This is a genomic window from Bacillus sp. Root131 (assembly GCF_001429475.1).
Classification (GTDB): Bacteria; Bacillota; Bacilli; order Bacillales; family Bacillaceae_G; genus Bacillus_A; species Bacillus_A thuringiensis_S.
Genome location: NZ_LMJQ01000018.1, coordinates 1 through 22,149 on the forward strand (window position 1 = coordinate 1; position 22,149 = coordinate 22,149).

The following is a 22,149-nucleotide window of genomic DNA, read 5'->3' on the forward strand; positions in this document are numbered from 1 at the left end:
TTGAAAGACCGCGTTTTCGAAATTCAGAACGTTTCGTAGTAAATTTACCAACCTTCAAATGTAGGTTCTGGTGCAAAAAAGCTAAATGATTTGAAAATATTCTTTCAAACTTGGCCATACTGGTATTACTACTTAAAAAAGGTGCGTGATCAGGATGGAAAAAGAAAACATATTCAAATGGAAACATTATCAAGCAGACATGATTTTGTGGACTGTACGCTGGTACCTGCGGTAYAACCTAAGCTTTCGTGATTTGGTGGAAATGATGGAAGAACGAGGGTTATCTTTGTCCCATACCACCATTATGCGTTGGGTTCACCAATATGGACCCGAATTAAATGAGCGGATTCGAAAACATTTGAAACGAACGAATGATTCTTGGAGARTGGATGAAACCTATATCAAAATCAAAGGTGAAAACATGTACTTATACCGTGCTGTTGATTCCGAAGGAAACACGCTTGATTTTTATTTGAGTAAGAAACGAGATGCGAAGGCTGCCAAGTGCTTTTTAAAGAAAGCCTTGGCTTCTTTTCATGTCACAANTGTACTTATACCGTGCTGTTGATTCCGAAGGAAACACGCTTGATTTTTATTTGAGTAAGAAACGAGATGCGAAGGCTGCCAAGTGCTTTTTAAAGAAAGCCTTGGCTTCTTTTCATGTCACAAAACCTCGTGTAATCACTGTTGATGGTAATAAAGCCTATCCCGTTGCGATACGAGAATTAAAAAATGAAAAAAGCATACCATATGGTATGCCACTTCGGGTTAAAAAATATTTAAACAACATGATTGAACAAGACCATCGATTTATAAAAAAACGAATTCKGAATATGCTTGGTTTGAAATCGATGCAAACAGCTGTAAAAATGATTGCTGGAATAGAAGCCATGCATATGGTCAAAAAAGGTCAACTCAAATTAAGGGCACAATCTGCCCAAAATCAGAATAGATGTATTCATCAGTTATTTGGATTAACTGCTTAGGAGTGGATTCCAGAAGGAATCTATGCCTTTTTTAAATCAGAATAGATGTATTCATCAGTTATTTGGATTAACTGCTTAGGAGTGGATTCCAGAAGGAATCTATGCCTTTTTTTGCGTTTGTCCATTATTTGCACCAGAACCGCCAATATGCTTCTCATGAATATCAAAAAATCTTAAAAAAGGAAAAATTCCAAGTAAGTATGAGCCGTAAAGGAAATTGTTATGATAACGCAGTGATTGAATCTTTTCATAGTGTATAAAAAAAAGAATGGGTCTATCCGAAAAAATATAGAACGCGAGACGAAGCGAAATCCAGTATTTTTAAATATATTGAAGTGTTTTACAATCGAAAACGTAGCCATTCTGCACTGAAGTATGTATCACCGATTCAATTTAAAAAGAGGTTCTATGAAAAGCAACAATCTCAAGCTGCTTAACGAATAAAATGTCTCTGTTTAATGTGTCTATTTTCTTGACATAACACCAGATATTTCTAGCAAAGTTTATATGGCTCATATTAAGCGATACAAGCTCTTGCAAAGACAACCCATAGTTTACTACTAAATTTATAATACAAACGTTTCTATCCATAATAAGAGGGCGATATTTAGCTTGTCTTTCCGTTAGCCCTTTTGTTGATAGGACAGTTTGTTTTAAAAGCTTTTCTTCCATTTCGGTAATAAAATCATTATCATTTAGTGATTGATCAGGAATCAAAGAGAGATTAATACCATCCAATGGACTAACTATGCATAAAAACATGTGTAACTTCTTTAAAACCACCCATATTCTGTGTCTTGTTTTCTGAGAATATTTACGCTTGTCTTCTAACTCAGAGAAATACGTCTGATAATCCGCTTCAGAAAGTTCACTCCATGATTTGATATGTAGAAGTTTTTTATTTGCTCTTAACCACTTATAAAAATCTTTAATATCGTAAGCATAACGTTTAATCGTGGATTGTTTCCGTCCTTTTTCTATTAAATAAGCAGAAAAGGCTGCTAATGTTTCTTCTAAATTAATGTTTTTGCTCATTATAATCACCTAATTTCTTAGGATATATTATAACAGAAAATAAGTGAAAGACCTGCTACCGCCCTTTGCTTTTTTGATATGTTGATTATTATTTACAAAGCCAAATGAATGTGGCTATCATAATACTCCAAAAGGGAACTACAAAGATTAGTCCCCAAAATATCCCTTTGAAAAATCCAATCTCGTTATAAGTATTCATTTCTATGTAATTCGAATCTTTTAGTACAGCCATGTTTAATCCTCCCAATATGAATTGTTTATTAAAATAAAAAAGGACAAACCTCGCCCTGGTAGGGATACGTAGGTTTGTCCTTTTTTATGTGGGTAATGATATGTTTAATTACCATTATTATAACGGAATTTACATATATTTTCAATTAGGTCGGACATTTTATTAACAAGCATACTAGCTGTATTAAAAATCTATTATAAATATATATCTTATATATTAAAAAAAAAATAAAGATAAAACTATTATAGGTTATCAAAAATAGGGGAAAGACCTACTCCCACAAGGGAAAATTTGATGTTAGAACGTAAAAAATCATAAATAGTAGAAAATGTATACGGAAATTCAATGATTATTAGACTATCAATTCTACAAAAAAGCAGAAAGAGAATTATATGTTTCTACATGAAATCGGAAAGAAATTGATACAAATCACTTTATATTTATCCAACTATAGAAATAGGCTTTATTTTCTTTATTTTGTTAAATACAGCAATATCTAACGTACAATTATCCACATTTTATCCAGATTAGACTACTATTTGTTAACATTAATCAGTGTTTATACATAACTCACATTTTTATTGATGATTTTTATTAGATAAATACAACAACATTAGTAATTACAATGTTTTTAGAAATATTATATTCACATCGAATCATATATGTCCGCATATCCACTATTTTTATAATTTTCCTTATGATTTTTTGTAGGTATTATAAGATAGGTTTTAATAGATTAGAAGAATACTCCCTGACGTTATGTGGAGAGTTATATATTGCTAGAATTGAATTTGTATAGAATTGCATAAAAAAAGACTCCATTTTACATGAAGTCCTTCTGATTTGGTATGTATAAATAGAGTAGTAGAAAAGGGGTGTTAATGAAACAAACACGAATAGCCCTCCACTTTCGATTTTTTCAAAAATAGAGAGCTCATTACTATTATTTTATTTCCATTGCGTGTAGCACCTGATCTGGAGCTGTTATTGTTACTCCAGCACGTACTAAACGTTCGAAGGTACGCATAAACTCTAGTAAATTAAACTGCTTTGGTAGTTCAATAACACGAAGTTTTTCTTGTGGCAGCTTATCAATTGCCTCGATAAACCATTCACGAACATCACTTGGAATCGTGCGTTCTTTATGACCACGAACTTTTAGTTTTTCACGCATTTCAATTTCTAAAGCGATATATGCATGGAGATTAACACCCTGATCATATGCATATTTTCTAAATAACGTTTCTTCCTGGTATTTTAGATAATTACGGTAATAAGACTCTTCCGTCACTGGTACTGCAAATTTCTGCTTCAGTAGTGCATGCACATTCTTAAACATTCTCTTAATGTTATGAAGAGAGTACATAGAATAATGTAGACCAAAATTAAAGACAGCTTGCTCACGGTCACTATTTCTCTCTTTTGGTATATGCTGCGCAATAAGAGGATAGATACCTTCTTTTGCTGCTGTATCGAGAATTTGATATTGAGATGTTTGATGCAATAGTTTCTTCAATGTATATACAATTTTCGTTGGATATCCTTCTTTTCGATCAACCATGTCACGTAGTCCGCGAATTACACTGCGAATTTGACGATGACAAGTATACTTTAATACATGAATGAATTTATTCATGTCTGCAGACAGTTCACCGATATTCATTTCTTGTAAGACTGCTTCGATAAATTTTGCTTTTCTAGCATAGGTAGCTTTTGGTGTAAATGGATCCCTATGTTGTTCTTCTCCAGCTTCTTTCGAACATAAGAAGTCTGAATGGATAGACAGATATAACGTCGTATATCGTTTTGTATGCTTTACACCTTTTTGCATTTTACAAATTTTGAATAGGGGATTCCCCGTACATGGTAATGCAGTTGTTAATTCCTCGATAACCGCACGGATCTGATGCGGATATTTTTTATGTAAGAAACGATACATCCCACCGAAGTGAGTTTTGTTTCCTCTTTCGTCCTGCTTGTCCAAAGAACGCTTTAATGTTGTTTCCGTATGTTGTTGCATCGCAATGTCTAAGAAAAGTTTCTTAGCTGCTATAGATAGCTTAAAGAAATCCTTTGTAAATATAACAGGACTAATATATACATACGGATTTGCTTTTTCTGTTTCCTCATTCATAAAATGAGTGAGTTTAATTGTATAACGACCATCTAGTCCGTTTTCAATGGAGATAATATTATGTAAGTTTAATTTCTTTAATGCGATATAGAATTGAGAGTGTTGGATATAAGCAAATTCTTCTTTATATTGCTTGTAATCTTCCCACATCATATGTATGGTTACATTGGGAATGACACCATTAGTAAAGCATTTCTTATGCAGATATAAGAATACTTCGAGATCAGCATTTGTAATGCCGTATAATTTATGCTTTCTTCCAGTTTTTTCTGCAAGTGTAGACATTGCGCGACGTGAAAAAGATGGTTTAGCTTTTTCGACAAAGCCTTCTACATCAGCAATACGTTCTTCGTATGTCATGTGCTGCAGAATATCTTCCAAATATGTATCTTTATAGCTGTAGTATTTCTCCTCAAACGCTGCAACAAATTTCTGCCAAGATTTTAATGTGACTACAACAGCATTTGTTGTTTTTCCATTTAAGCTACGCTGATTTTGAATAATAAATGATTTCCCCATCTTTTTCACCTCCGTTCTGCAAATTCAGAAACATATGCTAAAATACTGTAAAATATACCAATTTTGATTATAGCAAAATAAATTTTGCAAAAATGCGCCCTTTAAGAGAGATTTTAAAAAAAAGCAACACTTTATGATTCTTAGAGCTACAAGGGATTTGCATTTTTTTTTTTTTTTTTTTTGGTACGCGACTTGGGAAGGGTGTTGCTCTTATTTGATGAGACTTTATTAAGTAAAAATTAAAAGAAATCCTTTAATAACACTATTCTCTAAGTTCATCTATTATTTTTAGGTACGCAATGTGGGAAGAGTGTTGCTACTTTTTTTGAAAAATAGGTACGCGACTTGGGAAAGGTCGCTATAAAAATATATATAATTTTTTATTGAATTTCTTAAATTCCTTGATATACAAAGGGATAGTAGTGATTTATCTAGCGAAATAGGTACGCAACTTGGGAAAAACGTTGCTTATTTTTAATGTATATCTGTAGATTTAAATGTAAAATGTTGCTTATTAAAGATAATAGGTACGCAACTTGGGAAAAGCGTTGCTTTTTTGATAAGAAGGGTATGAAATCGGGCGAAATATTGCCAATTTTACAAAAAATCACATCTTTTTGATAGGTGAAAAATTCTGTCTCAGAACTTTCTAAGCTTAACTCTAAAAAATGAACAAGGAGAATTAATCTTCAAAATCTAGAATAAGAAAAATAAGTACATACAATTGTCTTGGAAAATGGTATGAATGATTAGTAGCAATTGGTATAATTGTATTAGAAGCAATTAGGAGGATTATTAGTGGAGAAGTTAAAAGTACTATTTCAAAACACTTTATATATAGCGTATCCTTTATTTACTGGGGTAAAGGGGAATGATAAGATTTTAAATAAATGGCAAAGATTTTATCAAGATGTGGAAAAAGATCTACAAAAAATATATAACTCAACTTATTCATCACAGACTTTCGAAAGGCTAGTAAAATGGGTTTCTAAAAAAGAAGCCTTAGGATTATCTGCAATAGATATTCTCCCTAAATTAGATAATCATAAGGAAGAAATTTACGAATGCCTAAGATATGACTTATTAATGGAATTTGGAGTTAAACTGCCTGTTTTCACAAAAGAATTACCTTTAAATTCAGGACCTAAAAGTGAATATATAGAACGAAGTAATGCAGGATTTATGTATCATTTATCAGATACAATTGCCAAGAATAAGTTTGCAGATGACCAAGATAAGGAAGGTCGTATTGCTCAGTTACCGGATAAACAAAATAGTCTTGTGGTAGTATCTTCTCGCGATGATGGTGATATGAAATTACAGAGAGAGGAGTTGAAAAAGTGGAATACGCTAATTGATTCTACATTTTTAACTAGAGTAATGGATGATTTGACGGCGGACTGCCTAGATATTGTAACAGAACTATGGGTAAAGAGTGCGGAAAATGATAAGACCATTGTGCCTGTACATTACGAACAAATCCTAGATATGTGTAATATGAAACAAATTAAGAACGGTAAAACTTATTATCGAAAAGAAGACAGATTAAAAATTATGGAGCGTTTAGCTGCTCTTGCTAGTATTTTTATTTATGTAAATGAAGATAATGAGATAGTGATTTTAAATGAAGAGGATCCAAATGAAACTTTAGCTTATAAAAAGCAAAGAATTAGAAGATTATTTGTAATGGACGAAATTATTATTGCAAAAGATGTTGATACAGATAAAACATTAGGTATAGAGAGCATGAACGTTACACCAGGTAGTTTTTTATCGAAATATCTATACGGTTCTGAAAAACTGACAGGTTTATTATCTAAAAAGGCATTAGAGTATAACAGTAAACAACAGAGGTATCATAAAAGGTTGACAAGATATTTAAGTTGGCGTTGGCGTATTCAACAATCATATCAACATTTAACACATTCATATAGTATTGGTGGTCCCAAAGGAGTTTTACAGGTAATGGAGATAAGTATGAAAAGAAAGCCAAGTCTAATCAGACAAGTTTTTGAAAAGACTTTAGATGACCTTATGAGAGACCAAGTAATTCAAGAGTGGAAATACTCTCCTGAAATAGATGAAGAGAAATGTAAGGGGAAAAATTGGTTTGAAAACTATTGGTTAAAGTTAAAAATAATTATTTCTCCTACAAATGAGCTTGTTAAATTACAACAAGAGTTAATTATTAAGAAAAGTAGGAAACAGGTACCATTTTTCATTGAAATAGAAGGAAAGCAACCAGTTATTGAAGAGGAGACAATTAGTATATTAAATCAAGAGAACCCTAATAGCATTGAATTTTATATCGAAAAGATGAACACGTACAAAGAGAAGAATAATAAAAGTATACGTGAGTTTGCAAAAGAAATTGAGATTTCATATTCAACACTTTCAAGAATGTTATCTGGAAAAAGAAAAAGATTAAATGACGATACGAAAAATAAGTTAGATAAGTGGATAGAGAGACAAGAGGTAGTGAATTTATTATAAATTTATTGCCTTTTGTAATCTAACATATTTTTCATCTTGGCTTAATATAAGTATATGAGAAAGAGCTGTATAATAAAAGGAACACAAGAGGGTGCTTGCTAAGTATAACCTAATTAAATAATGAATATAGTTTTTAAAAGGTGCAATAAAAATAAGTAGTCGTTTGTTTTCGTAATCGTTGTACTTTTTTAAAAATCCAAAACAAAAGCTGAGGAACTTTATTCCTTAGCTTTTGTTTTGGATTTAACTTTAATGAATAAACATCTGTAGAACTGGGGTATTTAATTTTTAATATTTAAATATTAAAAATTGGTTTATTTAACAAATCTGTATATTTTTATTAATATTAATTTTGGTAAATAACTGATTGAACGATATTCAATCAGTTTATGTATCTAAAGAAATAGCAAAGGAAATGAGTATAATCATAAGTGAGAGAAATATGTCGAAAAAATATAAAAGGATTTTTGGTAATAATAGCAAATTATATTTATCAAAATAAAAATTTAGGAGGTTTAGATGGATACATTTCGAGATAAATTAAGGTTGGGTGCAATAGATATTAATCAGAATGATAAAAATGGAGTATTTCTACGTCAATTTGATGAGGTTCGATATAAAGAAGAAAAGTATATCATTATTTGGCATCCAATATATGAGGAGTTTGTTGCATCTCATCATACAAGAAAATTCATTCCATATGAATTGTTGAATAGAGTTGAATATAAAAAAAATCTAAAAGAAAATGTACCTAAATAATTATGTACCAATAGTAAAATTAAGAATAGAACTTCAAATATTAATTATAGCAAAAATCTAAAAAAATTTTTTTTGAAAGGTGAGTAATGCAATGATTAATAATTGGATGACAATTATCGAAGTTGAAAAGGTAACAGAAATTTCATATGTAATCATAAGACGCTATATTAGAATGCACGGTCATCACTTAAGGGTAAAAAAACAGGGAAAAAACTACTTGATTTCTAAGGAATACATTCATATTTTATTAAAAATACGATTGTATTATCAGGAAGGAAAAACGACAGAGCAAATAGAGGATGTGCTCTGTTCTGTACATATCTTACCCAAAATAAATATTAATGAAAATGAAAAGTCTATGGTACTTAATGTTACAGAGACTTTAATACATATGAATTCAGGTTTGAACGATTTAAATAGAAAGTATGATGGATTATTACACGAATTTGAAAAACAAAAAGAATATATTGAGGATGTATTAACAAAAAGACAGCAAAAATTATTGTTAAAGTTTCAGGAAACGGAAGGATTCAATAGTAGGCAAGATAAAAAATGGTGGAAGTTGTGGAGACTATAATATTTACAATACAGTATTTGATATACTGAGAGAGAAGAGGGAGAATTATTTAGTTAATGATGTACATGGTTGTGTTATTATATTTACTCTGAAGCTAATATTTTCATCGTGATACATGGTACAAAATATTAGTTTGATCAAGGATATATAGCTTCTAAATATCTCACAATAATACGATTATTTGTTCGTTAGTTTTGTTTATTAGTTTTTGGTTTAAACCAACATGCTCTTATACAATAGAGAGGTGCGGCACTAAAAAACTCAATTAACTGGTGGAAGTAGGGATTTTACCAGCAAAGGCAAACAGAAATTTTGGTATTACTGACTTTTGAGAGGGCAGTGTAGTATTACTCCTTCTACTTTGAGAACAATTTGCAAGAACTTACTGATTCTTCTATGTCTCCCATCCTTAAAGTTTCACTTGGGTCTTGTAAGTAATTGTTTAATTCACAAAATCTGTAATTATTTTTTGTATTTAATTAGTTCTAAGTACTAAGTTGAATAAATAGATGCTATTCAAACGATTTTTCAAAGTAGAATTGGCTGCTTGCCACGATGAACATCTACGTGCGACTACAGTTTATAGGAATAAAATATATTCTATTAAAGCTATAACAGTCATCACTTTGATAGGTTTATCTAGTGGTTCTCGATAAGACTTGATAATACCAGTAAGTATTTCTTGTAACAAGCTGTACACACTCGTTGTTCATAATATTTGTATAGTTTTAACATTTACTAACCCATACTTTTTACGTTGATTTTTAATATAGTACTCTACTACATCTATTGGTGCCCCTTCTGTAGTAATTAAACAAAAACCTCTCGATCAAAACAATTTTCTCTAAAGTTTCTTTCTTACTCCATGAGAGATTCTATTTATAAATGAAAAATTCATATTTATATGCATTAATGAAATTTTTCATTTTTTAATTATGATGTCGCCTCAAACAAGATATGTATCTGTTCAACATCATAAGTCTATTCTACTAATTTTACATTTTGTTTCTTGAATAATTAGATATCTATGGATTTTTCATAGTCTGATATATCATCACACACATATTTTCGGTGTTTTATAACTAATACAATAGCAATTACAAATGGCTATTATTATCAAATTTCAGTGCTATATCAACCCTTATAATTTAATAAAACTAATTATATAAGAATTAGAAGTCTATAGTGAAACTAGATGTTGTTTGATTATGCCAAATTGAAACTTATCGCTGAGTTATTGCCCTGCACCTGCTCGAGAAAGGAGAATCCTTTTGGAGAATCTGTTAAAAATGAATCTTATAATGAGTGTCTGTATATATTAGTGTTTTTTGTATAGAATAAAATAGTGTTGCTTAAGATCCTAACGTCAGACCTTAAGACCATGTTCTAGAAACATCTGTTTGAATTGCTTCTTTGTGACGAATGTATTTCTTTCTTTATTTTCTATAATAATGGCATGCACTCCTATTTTTTTCTCGTTCATATGTATGATTTTTTTAAGTACAAAAGATTAGAAATGTTTAAGAAGTTAATGGAAAAAAATACATAGGGGGAACTTTCGGAGGAATGGAAAATTAATCAATAAACAAGTTAGTTATATAAATATAAACTAATAATATTATAATAAAAATAAAAGACTAGCATTGGGTCTTTAAAAACCTTATAATCTCTTAATTCATGAAAGTAATTTGTATAATCAGTGGAAAAGGCAGATTAAATCATCTAGAATGGCAGTTTTAATTACTAAGAGCGTATTTGTTTAAATATTTTTAGGCAAGTTATACTTCATTTTTAAGTGGTTCAGGATGTGCTGATAAACAGAGACTTGTTTATAGTTAACAGATTTTTGTGAGTTATCTTGATTTGAAGATAAATATTTCTATGTTAATATAAATTTTAGTTTATTTTATTTGTATGTTTATACTTTCAATACTATATTGTAATTTCGAGGAATAATCAAATAATTAGAATATTAGAACTTTAGGGAATTACTAATAAGATATATTCCTGTTATAAATAAGAATCTAAGTTCACTTAAAATATAATATTCTAATTTTTATTTTCGGAATTTCGATTTAAAAAGAATACCAATTATATTTTTGACATATACTCTACAAAAGTAGCACCTACTTTTGTTTTCATTCTATGAATCTTGTGAAATTAGAGTTTGTAGAAATTGTTTCTAATATAAACAATATATTTTGAGGGGGAGAAATGGTGTTAAGATCACGCGATAAGAAAATTATACAAGCTTTGGATCTCTTTAAATGTATGACTAGGGATCAAATTGTTCGTTTGTTGTTTTCTGATGTGAAAAACCCTATTACATCTGCAAATTTTGTGCTAAAAAGGCTGAGGAGAGATGGATATATTGACGCCAAGATAGATGAACAGCCATATATCTATTTTCCAGAGCCATCTAGTGTCAAAAAGACTTCTCAAAAAATAAAACATTACCTAGCTATTGTTGATTTTTATATTGGTATTTGTCAGTATAAATCCCCGTCTGTTTTTGTAGTAGAAAAAAGGTTTGGTTCTGGATATATCCAACCTGATATTTTCATGGTGTGGAACAAAATGGCATTTTTTGTTGAGATTCAACTTTCTAGATATTCTTCAGATCTAATGAAAAATAAATTGAAACGATATATAAATTATTTTGGAGCTGAAGAGTGGAATTTCAAAAATAAAACATATGAACTTAGTACTTCACCGTATGTTTGGATTGTTTCGAAATCGCCCTATGCTATATCGGAAGAAAAACTTCAAATTATTCAAACATCTAGAGCAGAAGGTATTTTGCATAATAAGACCATTTCAATCAAACATGGTTAATATATGTATATTGCTCGAATTGGTTTTGTATACCATAAATTTATATATTTTTTTCCAATTGAACCAATAAAGAGCTTGAAGTGAAATAATATGAAAAAATTAGGTAAAATGTAAAAAAGAAATGGGTTTATGTAGGGGGGGAAGGATATGAAGAATAGGATTAAAGAAATTAGAAAAAAAAATGGCGATACTTTAAAGGATTTAGCAAAAAAAACTAACTATGATTACAGTAATCTATCTAAAATTGAGCGAGGAATATATACCCCTTCCCTAAACATACTGAAAAAAATTTCAACTATATATAATATAGATATTCAGTATCTGATTGAATTGGATGAAAAGTGCGAAGATGAATTAAATGAAAAAGAGTTCATCCTAGACATAAATTTGAACTCGCAAGAATTACTGAAAAAATATAATTTAATTTTGGATGGTAAATTAGCTACAGAAGATGAAATAGAATTAGTGGTACAAATCATTCGGAAGCTACGTGAAACTTTAGAAAAGAAAAAAAACGGCTAAAATTTTATGTAGGTAGTTACTATGTATTTTTAGTAATATTTTTGATTGGTATATTACCTTATTTCGAAAAATCATTACTTGATGTAGGATAATGTTTTGGCATGTAGTATGAAAAAAATAATTATATTGTATGGATTAGTATATATTTTATATCAGAAGTTAAAGGGAAAACCTCCTGCTTTGGTTGGAATGGTAAGAAAAATAACCATAAATTTTTCTTACGCGTAAATCCGTATGTATTAAAATAGGGGCATTTATATAAAATCAAATCTATGGACTATAGGTATATCAAGAGCAGATAGTAATTCTGAATTAGGATTTATTGGGATACAATGCCCCTGCACTACCTCTTTTTCCTTTTCAACATAAATTTTTTTAAAGTAAATAATATATATATGCGTGTTAAGGTTAAATATATATAAATTGGATTGTTCATTTTTCCATGCTAGTTCATAATAGGTGTACATTTTATTAAATATTTCGCGATTTATGCATATATCTTGTAGCCTTCTGTTAATAAAATGTTTTTTAGATAGTTGCATGTTATCTACTAAAGCAGGATCAATGTAGGTGTAATAAAAATCTTCATCAATTTTTGTAAAACGAAATGTCATTATAGTGAATGCTTGTTCATATTGTTTTAGTGTATTAAATACAACAGAATTTAAATTTATGTTTTCTTTCATAATAATCTCCTAACTAGTTTTAAAATGCAAATACAGAAAAGAACTTAATTCCTTGAATTTATAATGTTATTTATTTTGGTTAAAAATAAATAACAATTTGTTTAAAATAACATAAAAAAACATGGGAATTCCCGCAATTATTAAAGGCTCAAAATCACCTTATCTCGGAGATATTTAATGGTATTACTGCAATTACTGAAAGAGAAAGTAATTAAAATAAAGATATTATTGCTATAGAATTTGGAATATCTCAATTTAATAAAAGTCGCGGATAATTGGAAGTTAATAGAGATCTCTTTAAGAATATTATTAGTATTTTCCATGATATATGCTTAAATATTAAATGATTTTTAGTATTTATCCAATTATTTTTTGTGTAGATATTATTTTATATACATACGGTACATTAAGCATGAAGTATTGAACCTTTTTGTTCTTTTGCAAGTGTAATAAATAACCTAAGCATCATAATACGTTTCTTATTTAAAAAAGCAGGTAATGCTTATTTGATTTTACAACATCCTTATATTTTTTATAGTGGGTAGGTTAATAAGATTACAAGTTCGTAGCACTAGGTATTGGTTTTTTATCTGAAAATTAAGTCAACTTAAAATATCAATTTTGACTTCTCTTAAATATCACTTCATTTCTAATGTATTCTACTACTACTTTCTTAGAGTAAATATATTGATTAATTCCTTGTACGGCATCTCCTTTCATCAATTAGTATATTTTATTTTGATTATAGCTATTATTATATTTTATGCAAATTTATAAAAAGCGTAGCAAAAGTAATACAGTTTTAAATAGTTTACGGCATTTAATTTGTGTAGATATACTGTAAATATGAAAATATCATTCTAAAATACTATATTACAAACGCAATGATAAAACGTTACAGATTAAAAGTTCACATACATTTTGATTTTTAAATATACCTTGAATTTTTTAGTAACTGTACAAGGGAAATAGTATATTTTATCTGTTGATCATATTAATTTAACACCTTGCTGTGATTTAATGGGATTATGAAAATATAACGTTGGAATGTTAGTAATAATAAAATAACATCCCAGATAATAACATTTTTAAAAACGAATATAATATATAAACGATTCATGAGCTATTAAAATAGAAAAGAAATAATCTTTACTTTAGATATTTATATTCTTTAACAGAGATTGTTTTATCGAAAAATGTGGATGTGTGAAGAACAAATTTTAGAGAAAGGGGAATGTAGATTAACGCATGATTTTGGATATAATTTAAGAATGGTAGGTAATACCACAAGTATTTATACTTGTGATATTACCATATTTAATAAATATAGCTACTAAGATTAGAGGGTTCCATTAATAGCGCTAGTAAGATCTGCAATTGGATACTGACTTGAGCTAACTAATGGTTGTGCAAATTTCAAAGATTGGATGTTAACATTGTAGCTCGCAGAATCTTGAATTGTGAAAAATAAAACTTGTTCCTTTACTGCTGATACTTTAATTTCAAAACCAACTGGTACACAATACATAACGCCACCAGTTTGGGCATTTTGGATTGCAAACAGGACATTGTATGTGTAATTTGTTTGATTAGCAGTTTCCTTGCCCCAGAAAATCCATGCTTCATTTTTTTGAGTATTTAAATTTGTAAACGTATTTGTAACTGCTGCAGTTAATTGATCTATTACAGATCCACTTAATGCAACTCCTAATACAGTTTTTAACACTTCTAAGACTTTATTAATCATAACACTTACTTGGTTATTCGTTTGAGTTACATTTTGATCAACATAACTCACTACAGCACCCATCGGTGTAATTGTGTTTGCGATTTCTAAACCTTTTGGCATACTAAAGCGTAGGGCATCACCAAAATCTGTAGAAGTGGGAACTAATGCATTTTGAAATGCATTTGCTAACATAATTGCTTGCAATATATAATTCGGATTATCAATTTCGTTAATAGAAAGAAGATTATTGATTTCATTTGGATCCTCAACACGTAATGTAATAACCCTTGCTGTTGATTGAGGGGTTTTCCATGGATTTACCTTTATATCTTCTAATGGACAATGATTTAAATTTTCCATAAATAAACAACTCCTTAAGTTAATTAGAATAGTGGCCTTTCAACATTAAATTATGATTTTAAACTTGCAATTATTAATCAAATATAAAGTAACATAATAAATTAAATTGATAGACTTAATTCACATAATATTATTTAATGTATACATTGGTGCATGTTTAAGAATTAATTTATAAGGATAACGAATACTTTTTATCTAAATCCCCTCACACTAAAGTTTTTTTGTATACTTGAATATACCTCCTAAATTTTATTTGTTTTTGATTCACCGTAGTATTCTATGCGCTATAGTTCGAAAGATGCCTGTTTTTTTAGTATGTATGCTCTTTTAAAGCAATATATATTTTGAATAAGTTTTAGAATGGTATTGGGTTTTGAGTAATATATTTCACAAATTGATAGATTGAATTTAAAAGACGCCCCTAATACTTCATAATAAACTAAAACATCTCTATTACCTTTCTCAGGCATTCAATCATATTTAAGTTTGGAAAATTTGAAATCGAAAAATTAAAGTAAGCCACGTCTATTCTACTTAAACATGATCTAAATCCCTTTCCATATTGATATTGCAGATTATCCTCACAAGGAAAACATCCTTATTTTGCATATGCTAAAGATTCCTAACACGATAAAATTTTAAGTGCTTTTTGCAAACTAGGTATGAATGATACGTTTGGATATCGCCAAAATGAAATCTAATTTAAGAGTATGTATTTTCATAAAATAGTTTCGTATGAGATTTTATTATTTTGAAACAATATTTCTTATTTTTATATACATAAGTAGCATTTATTCAGAGAAGACTTATCCATCGGAAGATTTTTCAAATGGCTATATGATATAGTATCTTGTTTTTTTAGTCAAAGATACATTTTTGTTTATACATGCATCGTTTTTATACAAGTAACATATATTTGTTATGTAACAGGAGAATAGTGAAATTGGTACTAAATTTTTAAGAAAGATATTTTGAAATCTTATTTGAATAAGTTTTTTAAAATTGCATAGAAGGGAGAGAAGATAAATATGAATATGAATTTTGATTTCGAGGATCATGAAAATAAGAATTTATCTGTGCAGGAGGAACATCACCATTGTAGTGAAGGAGGGGAACATAAAATAGCATTTTGTTGTGTAGTCTCAATTCCAAAAGGTTTTAAATATGTTGCCCATTGTGATCCGAAATTTGTATATAACCTTGATTGTCTATCCGTTTCAAAAGAAAAATGCCGTAAGGTTGTTCCTATAGAAGGATGTGGATGTGCAGAGGTAGATTTACATGTATTAAAGGTAAAGGGATGCATCTCATTTGTATCGAATATAGAAATAGAACCTATTCATGAATGCATGACCTGCTCAGCAAATCCACATAAAGAAAACATTGCTGTGAGTTGCCAAGATACTGTCTGCGTAGATCAAGTTTTGTATTGCAGTGTAGATTGTTTGCCAGATTGTGATATTAATTGTGATAATGTAAAAATTTGCGATGTGAGCATTGAACCAATTGGAGATTGTGATTGTCACGCGGTGAAAATTAAAGGGAAATTTTCACTTCACTATAAATAAAAAATCCCTAATTATTAAATGAATAATAAGGTCATAATTTATGAATAAAAATATGACCTTTAAAATAAAAAAATTCAATAAAAGGTGGAATGAATTATATGGAAGATAGTTCTTTAGATACTTTAAGTATAGTTAATGAAACAGACTTTCCATTATATAATAATTATACCGAACCTACTATTGCGCCAGCATTAATAGCAGTAGCTCCCATCGCACAATATCTTGCAACAGCTATAGGGAAATGGGCGGCAAAGGCAGCATTTTCAAAAGTACTATCACTTATATTCCCAGGTTCTCAACCTGCTACTATGGAAAAAGTTCGTACAGAAGTGGAAACACTTATAAATCAAAAATTAAGCCAAGATCGAGTCAATATATTAAACGCAGAATATAGGGGGATTATTGAGGTTAGTGATGTATTTGATGCGTATATTAAACAACCAGGTTTTACCCCTGCAACAGCCAAGGGTTATTTTCTAAATCTAAGTGGTGCTATAATACAACGATTACCTCAATTTGAGGTTCAAACATATGAAGGAGTATCTATAGCACTTTTTACTCAAATGTGTACACTTCATTTAACTTTATTAAAAGACGGAATCCTAGCAGGGAGTGCATGGGGATTTACTCAAGCTGATGTAGATTCATTTATAAAATTATTTAATCAAAAAGTATTAGATTACAGGACCAGATTAATGAGAATGTACACAGAAGAGTTCGGAAGATTGTGTAAAGTCAGTCTTAAAGATGGATTGACGTTCCGGAATATGTGTAATTTATATGTGTTTCCATTTGCTGAAGCCTGGTCTTTAATGAGATATGAAGGATTAAAATTACAAAGCTCTCTATCATTATGGGATTATGTTGGTGTCTCAATTCCTGTAAATTATAATGAATGGGGAGGACTAGTTTATAAGTTATTAATGGGGGAAGTTAATCAAAGATTAACAACTGTTAAATTTAATTATTCTTTCACTAATGAACCAGCTGATATACCAGCAAGAGAAAATATTCGTGGCGTCCATCCTATATACGATCCTAGTTCTGGGCTTACAGGATGGATAGGAAACGGAAGAACAAACAATTTTAATTTTGCTGATAACAATGGCAATGAAATTATGGAAGTTAGAACACAAACTTTTTATCAAAATCCAAATAATGAGCCTATAGCGCCTAGAGATATTATAAATCAAATTTTAACTGCGCCAGCACCAGCAGACCTATTTTTTAAAAATGCAGATATAAATGTAAAGTTCACACAGTGGTTTCAGTCTACTCTATATGGGTGGAACATTAAACTCGGTACACAAACGGTTTTAAGTAGTAGAACCGGAACAATACCACCAAATTATTTAGCATATGATGGATATTATATTCGTGCTATTTCAGCTTGCCCAAGAGGAGTCTCACTTGCATATAATCACGATCTTACAACACTAACATATAATAGAATAGAGTATGATTCACCTACTACAGAAAATATTATTGTAGGGTTTGCACCAGATAATACTAAGGACTTTTATTCTAAAAAATCTCACTATTTAAGTGAAACGAATGATAGTTATGTAATTCCTGCTCTGCAATTTGCTGAAGTTTCAGATAGATCATTTTTAGAAGATACGCCAGATCAAGCAACAGACGGCAGTATTAAATTTGCACGTACTTTCATTAGTAATGAAGCTAAGTACTCTATTAGACTAAACACCGGGTTTAATACGGCAACTAGATATAAATTAATTATCAGGGTAAGAGTACCTTATCGCTTACCTGCTGGAATACGGGTACAATCTCAGAATTCGGGAAATAATAGAATGCTAGGCAGTTTTACTGCAAATGCTAATCCAGAATGGGTGGATTTTGTCACAGATGCATTTACATTTAACGATTTAGGGATTACAACTTCAAGTACAAATGCTTTATTTAGTATTTCTTCAGATAGTTTAAATTCTGGAGAAGAGTGGTATTTATCGCAGTTGTTTTTAGTAAAAGAATCGGCCTTTACGACGCAAATTAATCCGTTACTAAAGTAGAAGTCATGTTAGCACAAGAGGAGTGAGTATTGTGGCTCCTCTTGTAATTTTAATCGCTAATATTTCTAATAGATATAAATTATATATAATATTTAAAAAGTTATAATTATGTAATTGTAGAAAATCATGAATTTTTCAATTTTATTGACGAGGAAACAGAGTATACGAGTTTATAATTTCTAATAATTGTTTAAAACATATGCTTAGAAGTCAATTTATATTAGCTTTACTTTTAGTAGAATTTATAATTAATATTTAGGATAAAATTGGAGGATAATTGATGACAGAAAATGGAGTGTTTTATAAAATATTCACAACAGAAAATAATAATTTTTGTATAAATCCTACTTTGTTAGAAAGGGTTTTTAAAAATAATTTAGATGAATTTGATTTTTCGCTAGTAAAAAAAAACTTAGAACATGAGAAGAATTGTGTGATTACTTCTACAATGAATCAAACAATTTCTTTCGAGAATATGAATAGTACAGAAATGGGGCATAAGACATATTCTTTTTTAAATCAAACAGTATTAAATAATAAGGGGAATTCTTCTTTAGAGGAACAAGTCTCTAATATTTTTTATAGATGTGTATATATGGAAGTTGGAAAATCAAGTTCATATATTAAACCTCTTGAGCAGGATTCTAATAAAATAAGGTATGTTTGTAGTTTGCTCTTTATAGTGCCCTATAAGAATAACATAACATCAATTATTCCAGTAAATTTACAACTAACATTATTATCGAAAAATGTAAAACAATCCTCTTCTACAAATATATTTTCAGGAGATATACATTTTAATATGGTAACAATGACTTATTTAACTTAATCGGAACGTTTAACCTTTCAAGTAGAGATAGAAAAGCTATAACCGGACAATATGAGCAGGGGGGGGGAGGATGATTTTTTTATTTATTATAAAAAAATTTATATGTAAATTGAATGCACTGGAAACATTAGTATGGGGGTAATAAATGTGAATCGATATAATAACTCAGATGAATTTGAAATAATTATGATATATATATAGAATTAAATAATCAAATTCAACAAGCATTTTATCTATATGACGTTCGAAATTTTATTAAAAATGGTGACTTTAAATATGGCCTAGAGGAGTGGCATGTCAAAGGTGATGCAAACGTACAACAAATAAATGGTACACCTGTGTTAGTAATTCCTAATTGGAGTGCTCAAGTATCACAAAATATATGCTTAAACACGATCATGGATATGTATTGCGGGTGACAGCGAAAAAAGAAGGTCTGAGTAATGGAACGGTGACAATCTCCGGTGATGCAAATCAATAGAAACGATTTCATATACAACTTGTGATTATAATACAAGTTGTATATGAGCAAATAGAATACACAACGAAAACCATAGAACTTTTCCCAGATACAGATCAAGTTCGTGTTGATATAAGCGAAACGTAAGAGATGTTTAAAGTAGAAAGTGTAGAGTTAATTTGTAAAGAAGAGTAAATTATTGGTTCTAATTTTTAAAGACCTAAAAGGTAAAAAACGGAAGCTGCTAATAATTGTTATAATTCTATATACATGGTAAAGGCGAGGTTTAATTGAAGACTTCGCCTTTTTTATAGAAGGGGTACGGCAACATCGCCATCAAGCTAACGAAATTGAACTTACAAAAATACGTATAAATTCCTCTCCGACTATGGAATATTGGGTATCTTTTACCCAATATTCACGGCAACATCGCCATCAAGCTAACGAAATTGAACTTACAAAAATACGTATAAATTCCTCTCCGACTATGGAATATTGGGTATCTTTTACCCAATATTAAAATTTTTTATAAAAAAGTGCATACGAAATAACCCTAGCGGGCTACAATTTTTTTAAGCGGATTTATTTTTCTATATACTGCTCGTATGCAGTACCTAAAATATCAAATACAGTTTTTTTTCGATAACGATGTGATTTTCGTCCATTTTTATCAAGTAAGTGGAATAAACGAAGAAAACTTGTTATTAGTTGCTTCGATTGTTCTTGTATTTGTCGATATAATACGCGGAAATAATCATGAATCATATACATAGCTTTCCATTCACTTAATTCTTTTTGTTTTTTTATCAGCAATACTTGTCTCATTTGGAACATCACAGTAGAAGARAGTAAAAGAGCAATTAATTTTCCATAGATATGACATTCTAATCGTTCTTTCTTCACATTTGTATTGGAATGAATGCGAAAAATAGATTTCCATGTTTTAAAGATAATTTCTATTTGCCAACGAAGAGAGTAGAACTCATGGATAGCTTCTTTAGAAACATATTCCAATGGAATATTCGTAATGTATACATTGATGCCTTGTAATTTTTTTGTTCGATCACTAAACGTTATGTTTTTCTTTTTTTCTTTGTATGCTCGATCTTTTCTACGTTGTGTTTCCTGATCAGGAGTAAGCCTATACATTACAGCTCTTACKGGAAGTAGATAGTCACGCCCAACATAGACAACAGGAATTTCATATAATTCCCCTGGTTGTAACTGTTCCATAATCGTTTCTAAATCAATCATTGTATATTGATATTTTTCTTACTTGCTCCATTTTTAAAAATAGGGGCCTCTTCATTTTTTGAAACAGTTTGGTATTCATTTTAAGCCGAGATAAATAGTAGGCTCCTTTTTGTTGGATGCCATCTAGATCGATCAAACTAAAATAACCTAAATCCCGTATACAAAGAYCTTGTAAATCAACGGTAGGTTGAACTTCTTTGCCGTAATTCACATCATTTTCTTTCGCAGGTCCCAATGCAACATGTAAGAATTGACCACTCAGTAAATCATATTCTAATTGTATTTTCACTCCAGAAGCTTTTCCACTTCCGCCTGAACCAGGATAAACGGCTGCGAGTTGATCTGAAATTTGAAATGTAGTGGCATCTAAAATACGAATACGCCGAAAGTATTCTGAAAAAGAAGAAGGTAGAGATATAGTGGCTAATAATTGTTTTTGTAAGAGTTGCGAGAAGAGCGAACGTAAAAATTCTACTGCTTTTTCGTTTAATCGTACATTTAGTCCTTCCGGACTAATAAGGACACCTGTTTCTGATTCTAAAACACCACATAGTCTTGTCAAAGAATAACTTGCAATATCTTGGCCCATTCCTATGCATAAAGCAGCTAAATCTTGTGCTCCAAATTTACTGGTACGTTGAACAAACTGTGTTTCTTTCCCCAAATGTGTTAAAAAGTGTGATGAAAATACACGCTGTAATTCTTTTACAAGTAAACGAAAGTCTTTAAAATGAGATGATTTTTTCATGGATTCCCCTCCATTTTTTATCTTTATTTTATAAAATGAAGATRAAAAGAAAAGAGGTGAAAGCTTATGTGTCTATTAGGTTCAGAAAAKAATCCGATTATGATAAAAGTAGGAACAAGAGCACGAGCAGAAAAAATAGCAGCAATTTGTGATGAKTATGATTTRTATTACATCATTAGTTTAGAATTAAATGAAGATCTAACAGATTTGAAAAAAGCGATGAAAGGACGGACACGTCCAATGGATATATATGATACATGTGCTTGTAACAGTGGAAAGAAATATAAGTTCTGTTGCATGAGCAAAGAAATAGAGTTAGATATATAAAAAGAGATACCCCTATTTTATTCGGTTTGGGGGTATCTCCTTTTCCTTAGCTTGATGGCGATGTTG

13 protein-coding genes and 7 pseudogenes are annotated in these 22,149 nt (G+C 30.0%); 13 read left to right on the top strand and 7 right to left on the bottom strand.

Annotated elements, in window-relative coordinates; genetic code table 11:
- Positions 1-154 precede the first annotated feature (154 nt).
- From ASE54_RS23980 to ASE54_RS23990, 3 pseudogenes are all read left to right on the top strand, one after another.
- A pseudogene (locus ASE54_RS23980) lies at positions 155-545 on the top strand (IS6-like element IS240A family transposase); the annotation flags it as partial.
- 1 nt (position 546) lies between these two features.
- Positions 547-986 (top strand): annotated as a pseudogene (locus tag ASE54_RS23985) (IS6-like element IS240A family transposase); the annotation flags it as partial.
- Between the two features lie 143 nt (positions 987-1,129).
- Positions 1,130-1,240: pseudogene (locus ASE54_RS23990) on the top strand (IS3 family transposase); the annotation flags it as partial.
- Between the two features lie 232 nt (positions 1,241-1,472).
- Here the strand turns inward: ASE54_RS23990 and ASE54_RS23995 are convergent.
- From ASE54_RS23995 to ASE54_RS24000, 3 genes and pseudogenes are all read right to left on the bottom strand, one after another.
- Positions 1,473-2,021 (bottom strand): annotated as a pseudogene (locus ASE54_RS23995) (site-specific integrase); the annotation flags it as partial.
- Positions 2,022-2,109: 88 nt separating this feature from the next.
- Entirely contained in the window at positions 2,110-2,253 is a 144-nt protein-coding gene (locus tag ASE54_RS36495; protein WP_000279634.1) for a hypothetical protein, read from the bottom strand.
- A 943-nt stretch (positions 2,254-3,196) separates the two neighbouring features.
- Positions 3,197-4,906: a hypothetical protein gene (locus ASE54_RS24000; protein WP_000520211.1), complete on the bottom strand. Its 1,710-nt coding sequence runs from the start codon at positions 4,904-4,906 to the stop codon at positions 3,197-3,199.
- A 798-nt stretch (positions 4,907-5,704) separates the two neighbouring features.
- Between ASE54_RS24000 and ASE54_RS24005 the strand changes: the two genes are divergently transcribed.
- The 3 genes from ASE54_RS24005 to ASE54_RS24015 all read left to right on the top strand — a co-directional run bounded on the left by ASE54_RS24005 (position 5,705) and on the right by ASE54_RS24015 (position 8,735).
- The gene (locus ASE54_RS24005) at positions 5,705-7,399 is read left to right on the top strand and encodes a helix-turn-helix transcriptional regulator (RefSeq protein WP_000413207.1); all 1,695 of its coding nucleotides are present in this window, start codon (positions 5,705-5,707) and stop codon (positions 7,397-7,399) included.
- Positions 7,400-7,918: 519 nt separating this feature from the next.
- Complete coding sequence (locus ASE54_RS24010; RefSeq protein WP_000379360.1) at positions 7,919-8,158, top strand: hypothetical protein; 240 nt, start codon at positions 7,919-7,921, stop codon at positions 8,156-8,158.
- Between the two features lie 91 nt (positions 8,159-8,249).
- Entirely contained in the window at positions 8,250-8,735 is a 486-nt protein-coding gene (locus tag ASE54_RS24015) for a hypothetical protein (protein ID WP_000609617.1), read from the top strand.
- Between the two features lie 709 nt (positions 8,736-9,444).
- Here ASE54_RS24015 and ASE54_RS37215 read toward each other — a convergent pair.
- Positions 9,445-9,832 (bottom strand): annotated as a pseudogene (locus ASE54_RS37215) (transposase).
- 1,120 nt (positions 9,833-10,952) lie between these two features.
- Between ASE54_RS37215 and ASE54_RS24020 the strand changes: the two are divergent.
- The gene (locus ASE54_RS24020; RefSeq protein WP_000946482.1) at positions 10,953-11,570 is read left to right on the top strand and encodes a replication-relaxation family protein; all 618 of its coding nucleotides are present in this window, start codon (positions 10,953-10,955) and stop codon (positions 11,568-11,570) included.
- A 147-nt stretch (positions 11,571-11,717) separates the two neighbouring features.
- Positions 11,718-12,092 carry a helix-turn-helix transcriptional regulator gene (locus tag ASE54_RS24025; protein WP_000797242.1) on the top strand — a complete coding sequence of 125 codons (375 nt, stop codon included), beginning with the start codon at positions 11,718-11,720 and terminating at the stop codon, positions 12,090-12,092.
- A gap of 254 nt (positions 12,093-12,346) precedes the next feature.
- Here the strand turns inward: ASE54_RS24025 and ASE54_RS24030 are convergent, their stop codons facing one another.
- Positions 12,347-12,778, bottom strand: coding sequence for a hypothetical protein (locus ASE54_RS24030; RefSeq protein WP_000662056.1), 432 nt, complete (start codon positions 12,776-12,778; stop codon positions 12,347-12,349).
- A 1,339-nt stretch (positions 12,779-14,117) separates the two neighbouring features.
- A complete protein-coding gene (locus ASE54_RS24035) occupies positions 14,118-14,867 on the bottom strand; it encodes a type-1Aa cytolytic delta-endotoxin (RefSeq protein ID WP_000429377.1) in 750 nt (249 codons plus the stop codon).
- Positions 14,868-15,895: 1,028 nt separating this feature from the next.
- Here ASE54_RS24035 and ASE54_RS24040 point away from each other — a divergent pair.
- The 4 genes and pseudogenes from ASE54_RS24040 to ASE54_RS37645 all read left to right on the top strand — a co-directional run bounded on the left by ASE54_RS24040 (position 15,896) and on the right by ASE54_RS37645 (position 19,775).
- The gene (locus ASE54_RS24040; protein ID WP_001056902.1) at positions 15,896-16,435 is read left to right on the top strand and encodes an ABC transporter permease; all 540 of its coding nucleotides are present in this window, start codon (positions 15,896-15,898) and stop codon (positions 16,433-16,435) included.
- 98 nt (positions 16,436-16,533) lie between these two features.
- The gene (cry11Aa, locus tag ASE54_RS24045; protein ID WP_000390241.1) at positions 16,534-18,465 is read left to right on the top strand and encodes a pesticidal crystal protein Cry11Aa; all 1,932 of its coding nucleotides are present in this window, start codon (positions 16,534-16,536) and stop codon (positions 18,463-18,465) included.
- 280 nt (positions 18,466-18,745) lie between these two features.
- Positions 18,746-19,294, top strand: a complete 549-nt coding sequence (locus ASE54_RS24050; RefSeq protein ID WP_000138229.1) for a P21 chaperone — start codon at positions 18,746-18,748, stop codon at positions 19,292-19,294.
- Positions 19,295-19,548: 254 nt separating this feature from the next.
- Positions 19,549-19,775 (top strand): annotated as a pseudogene (locus ASE54_RS37645) (hypothetical protein).
- Positions 19,776-20,336: 561 nt separating this feature from the next.
- On the opposite strand, the pseudogene ASE54_RS24055 reads toward ASE54_RS37645, so the two are convergent.
- A pseudogene (locus ASE54_RS24055) lies at positions 20,337-21,756 on the bottom strand (IS4 family transposase).
- Between the two features lie 66 nt (positions 21,757-21,822).
- Here ASE54_RS24055 and ASE54_RS24060 point away from each other — a divergent pair.
- A complete protein-coding gene (locus ASE54_RS24060) occupies positions 21,823-22,083 on the top strand; it encodes an SEC-C domain-containing protein (RefSeq protein ID WP_057187509.1) in 261 nt (86 codons plus the stop codon).
- Positions 22,084-22,149: the final 66 nt, after the last annotated feature.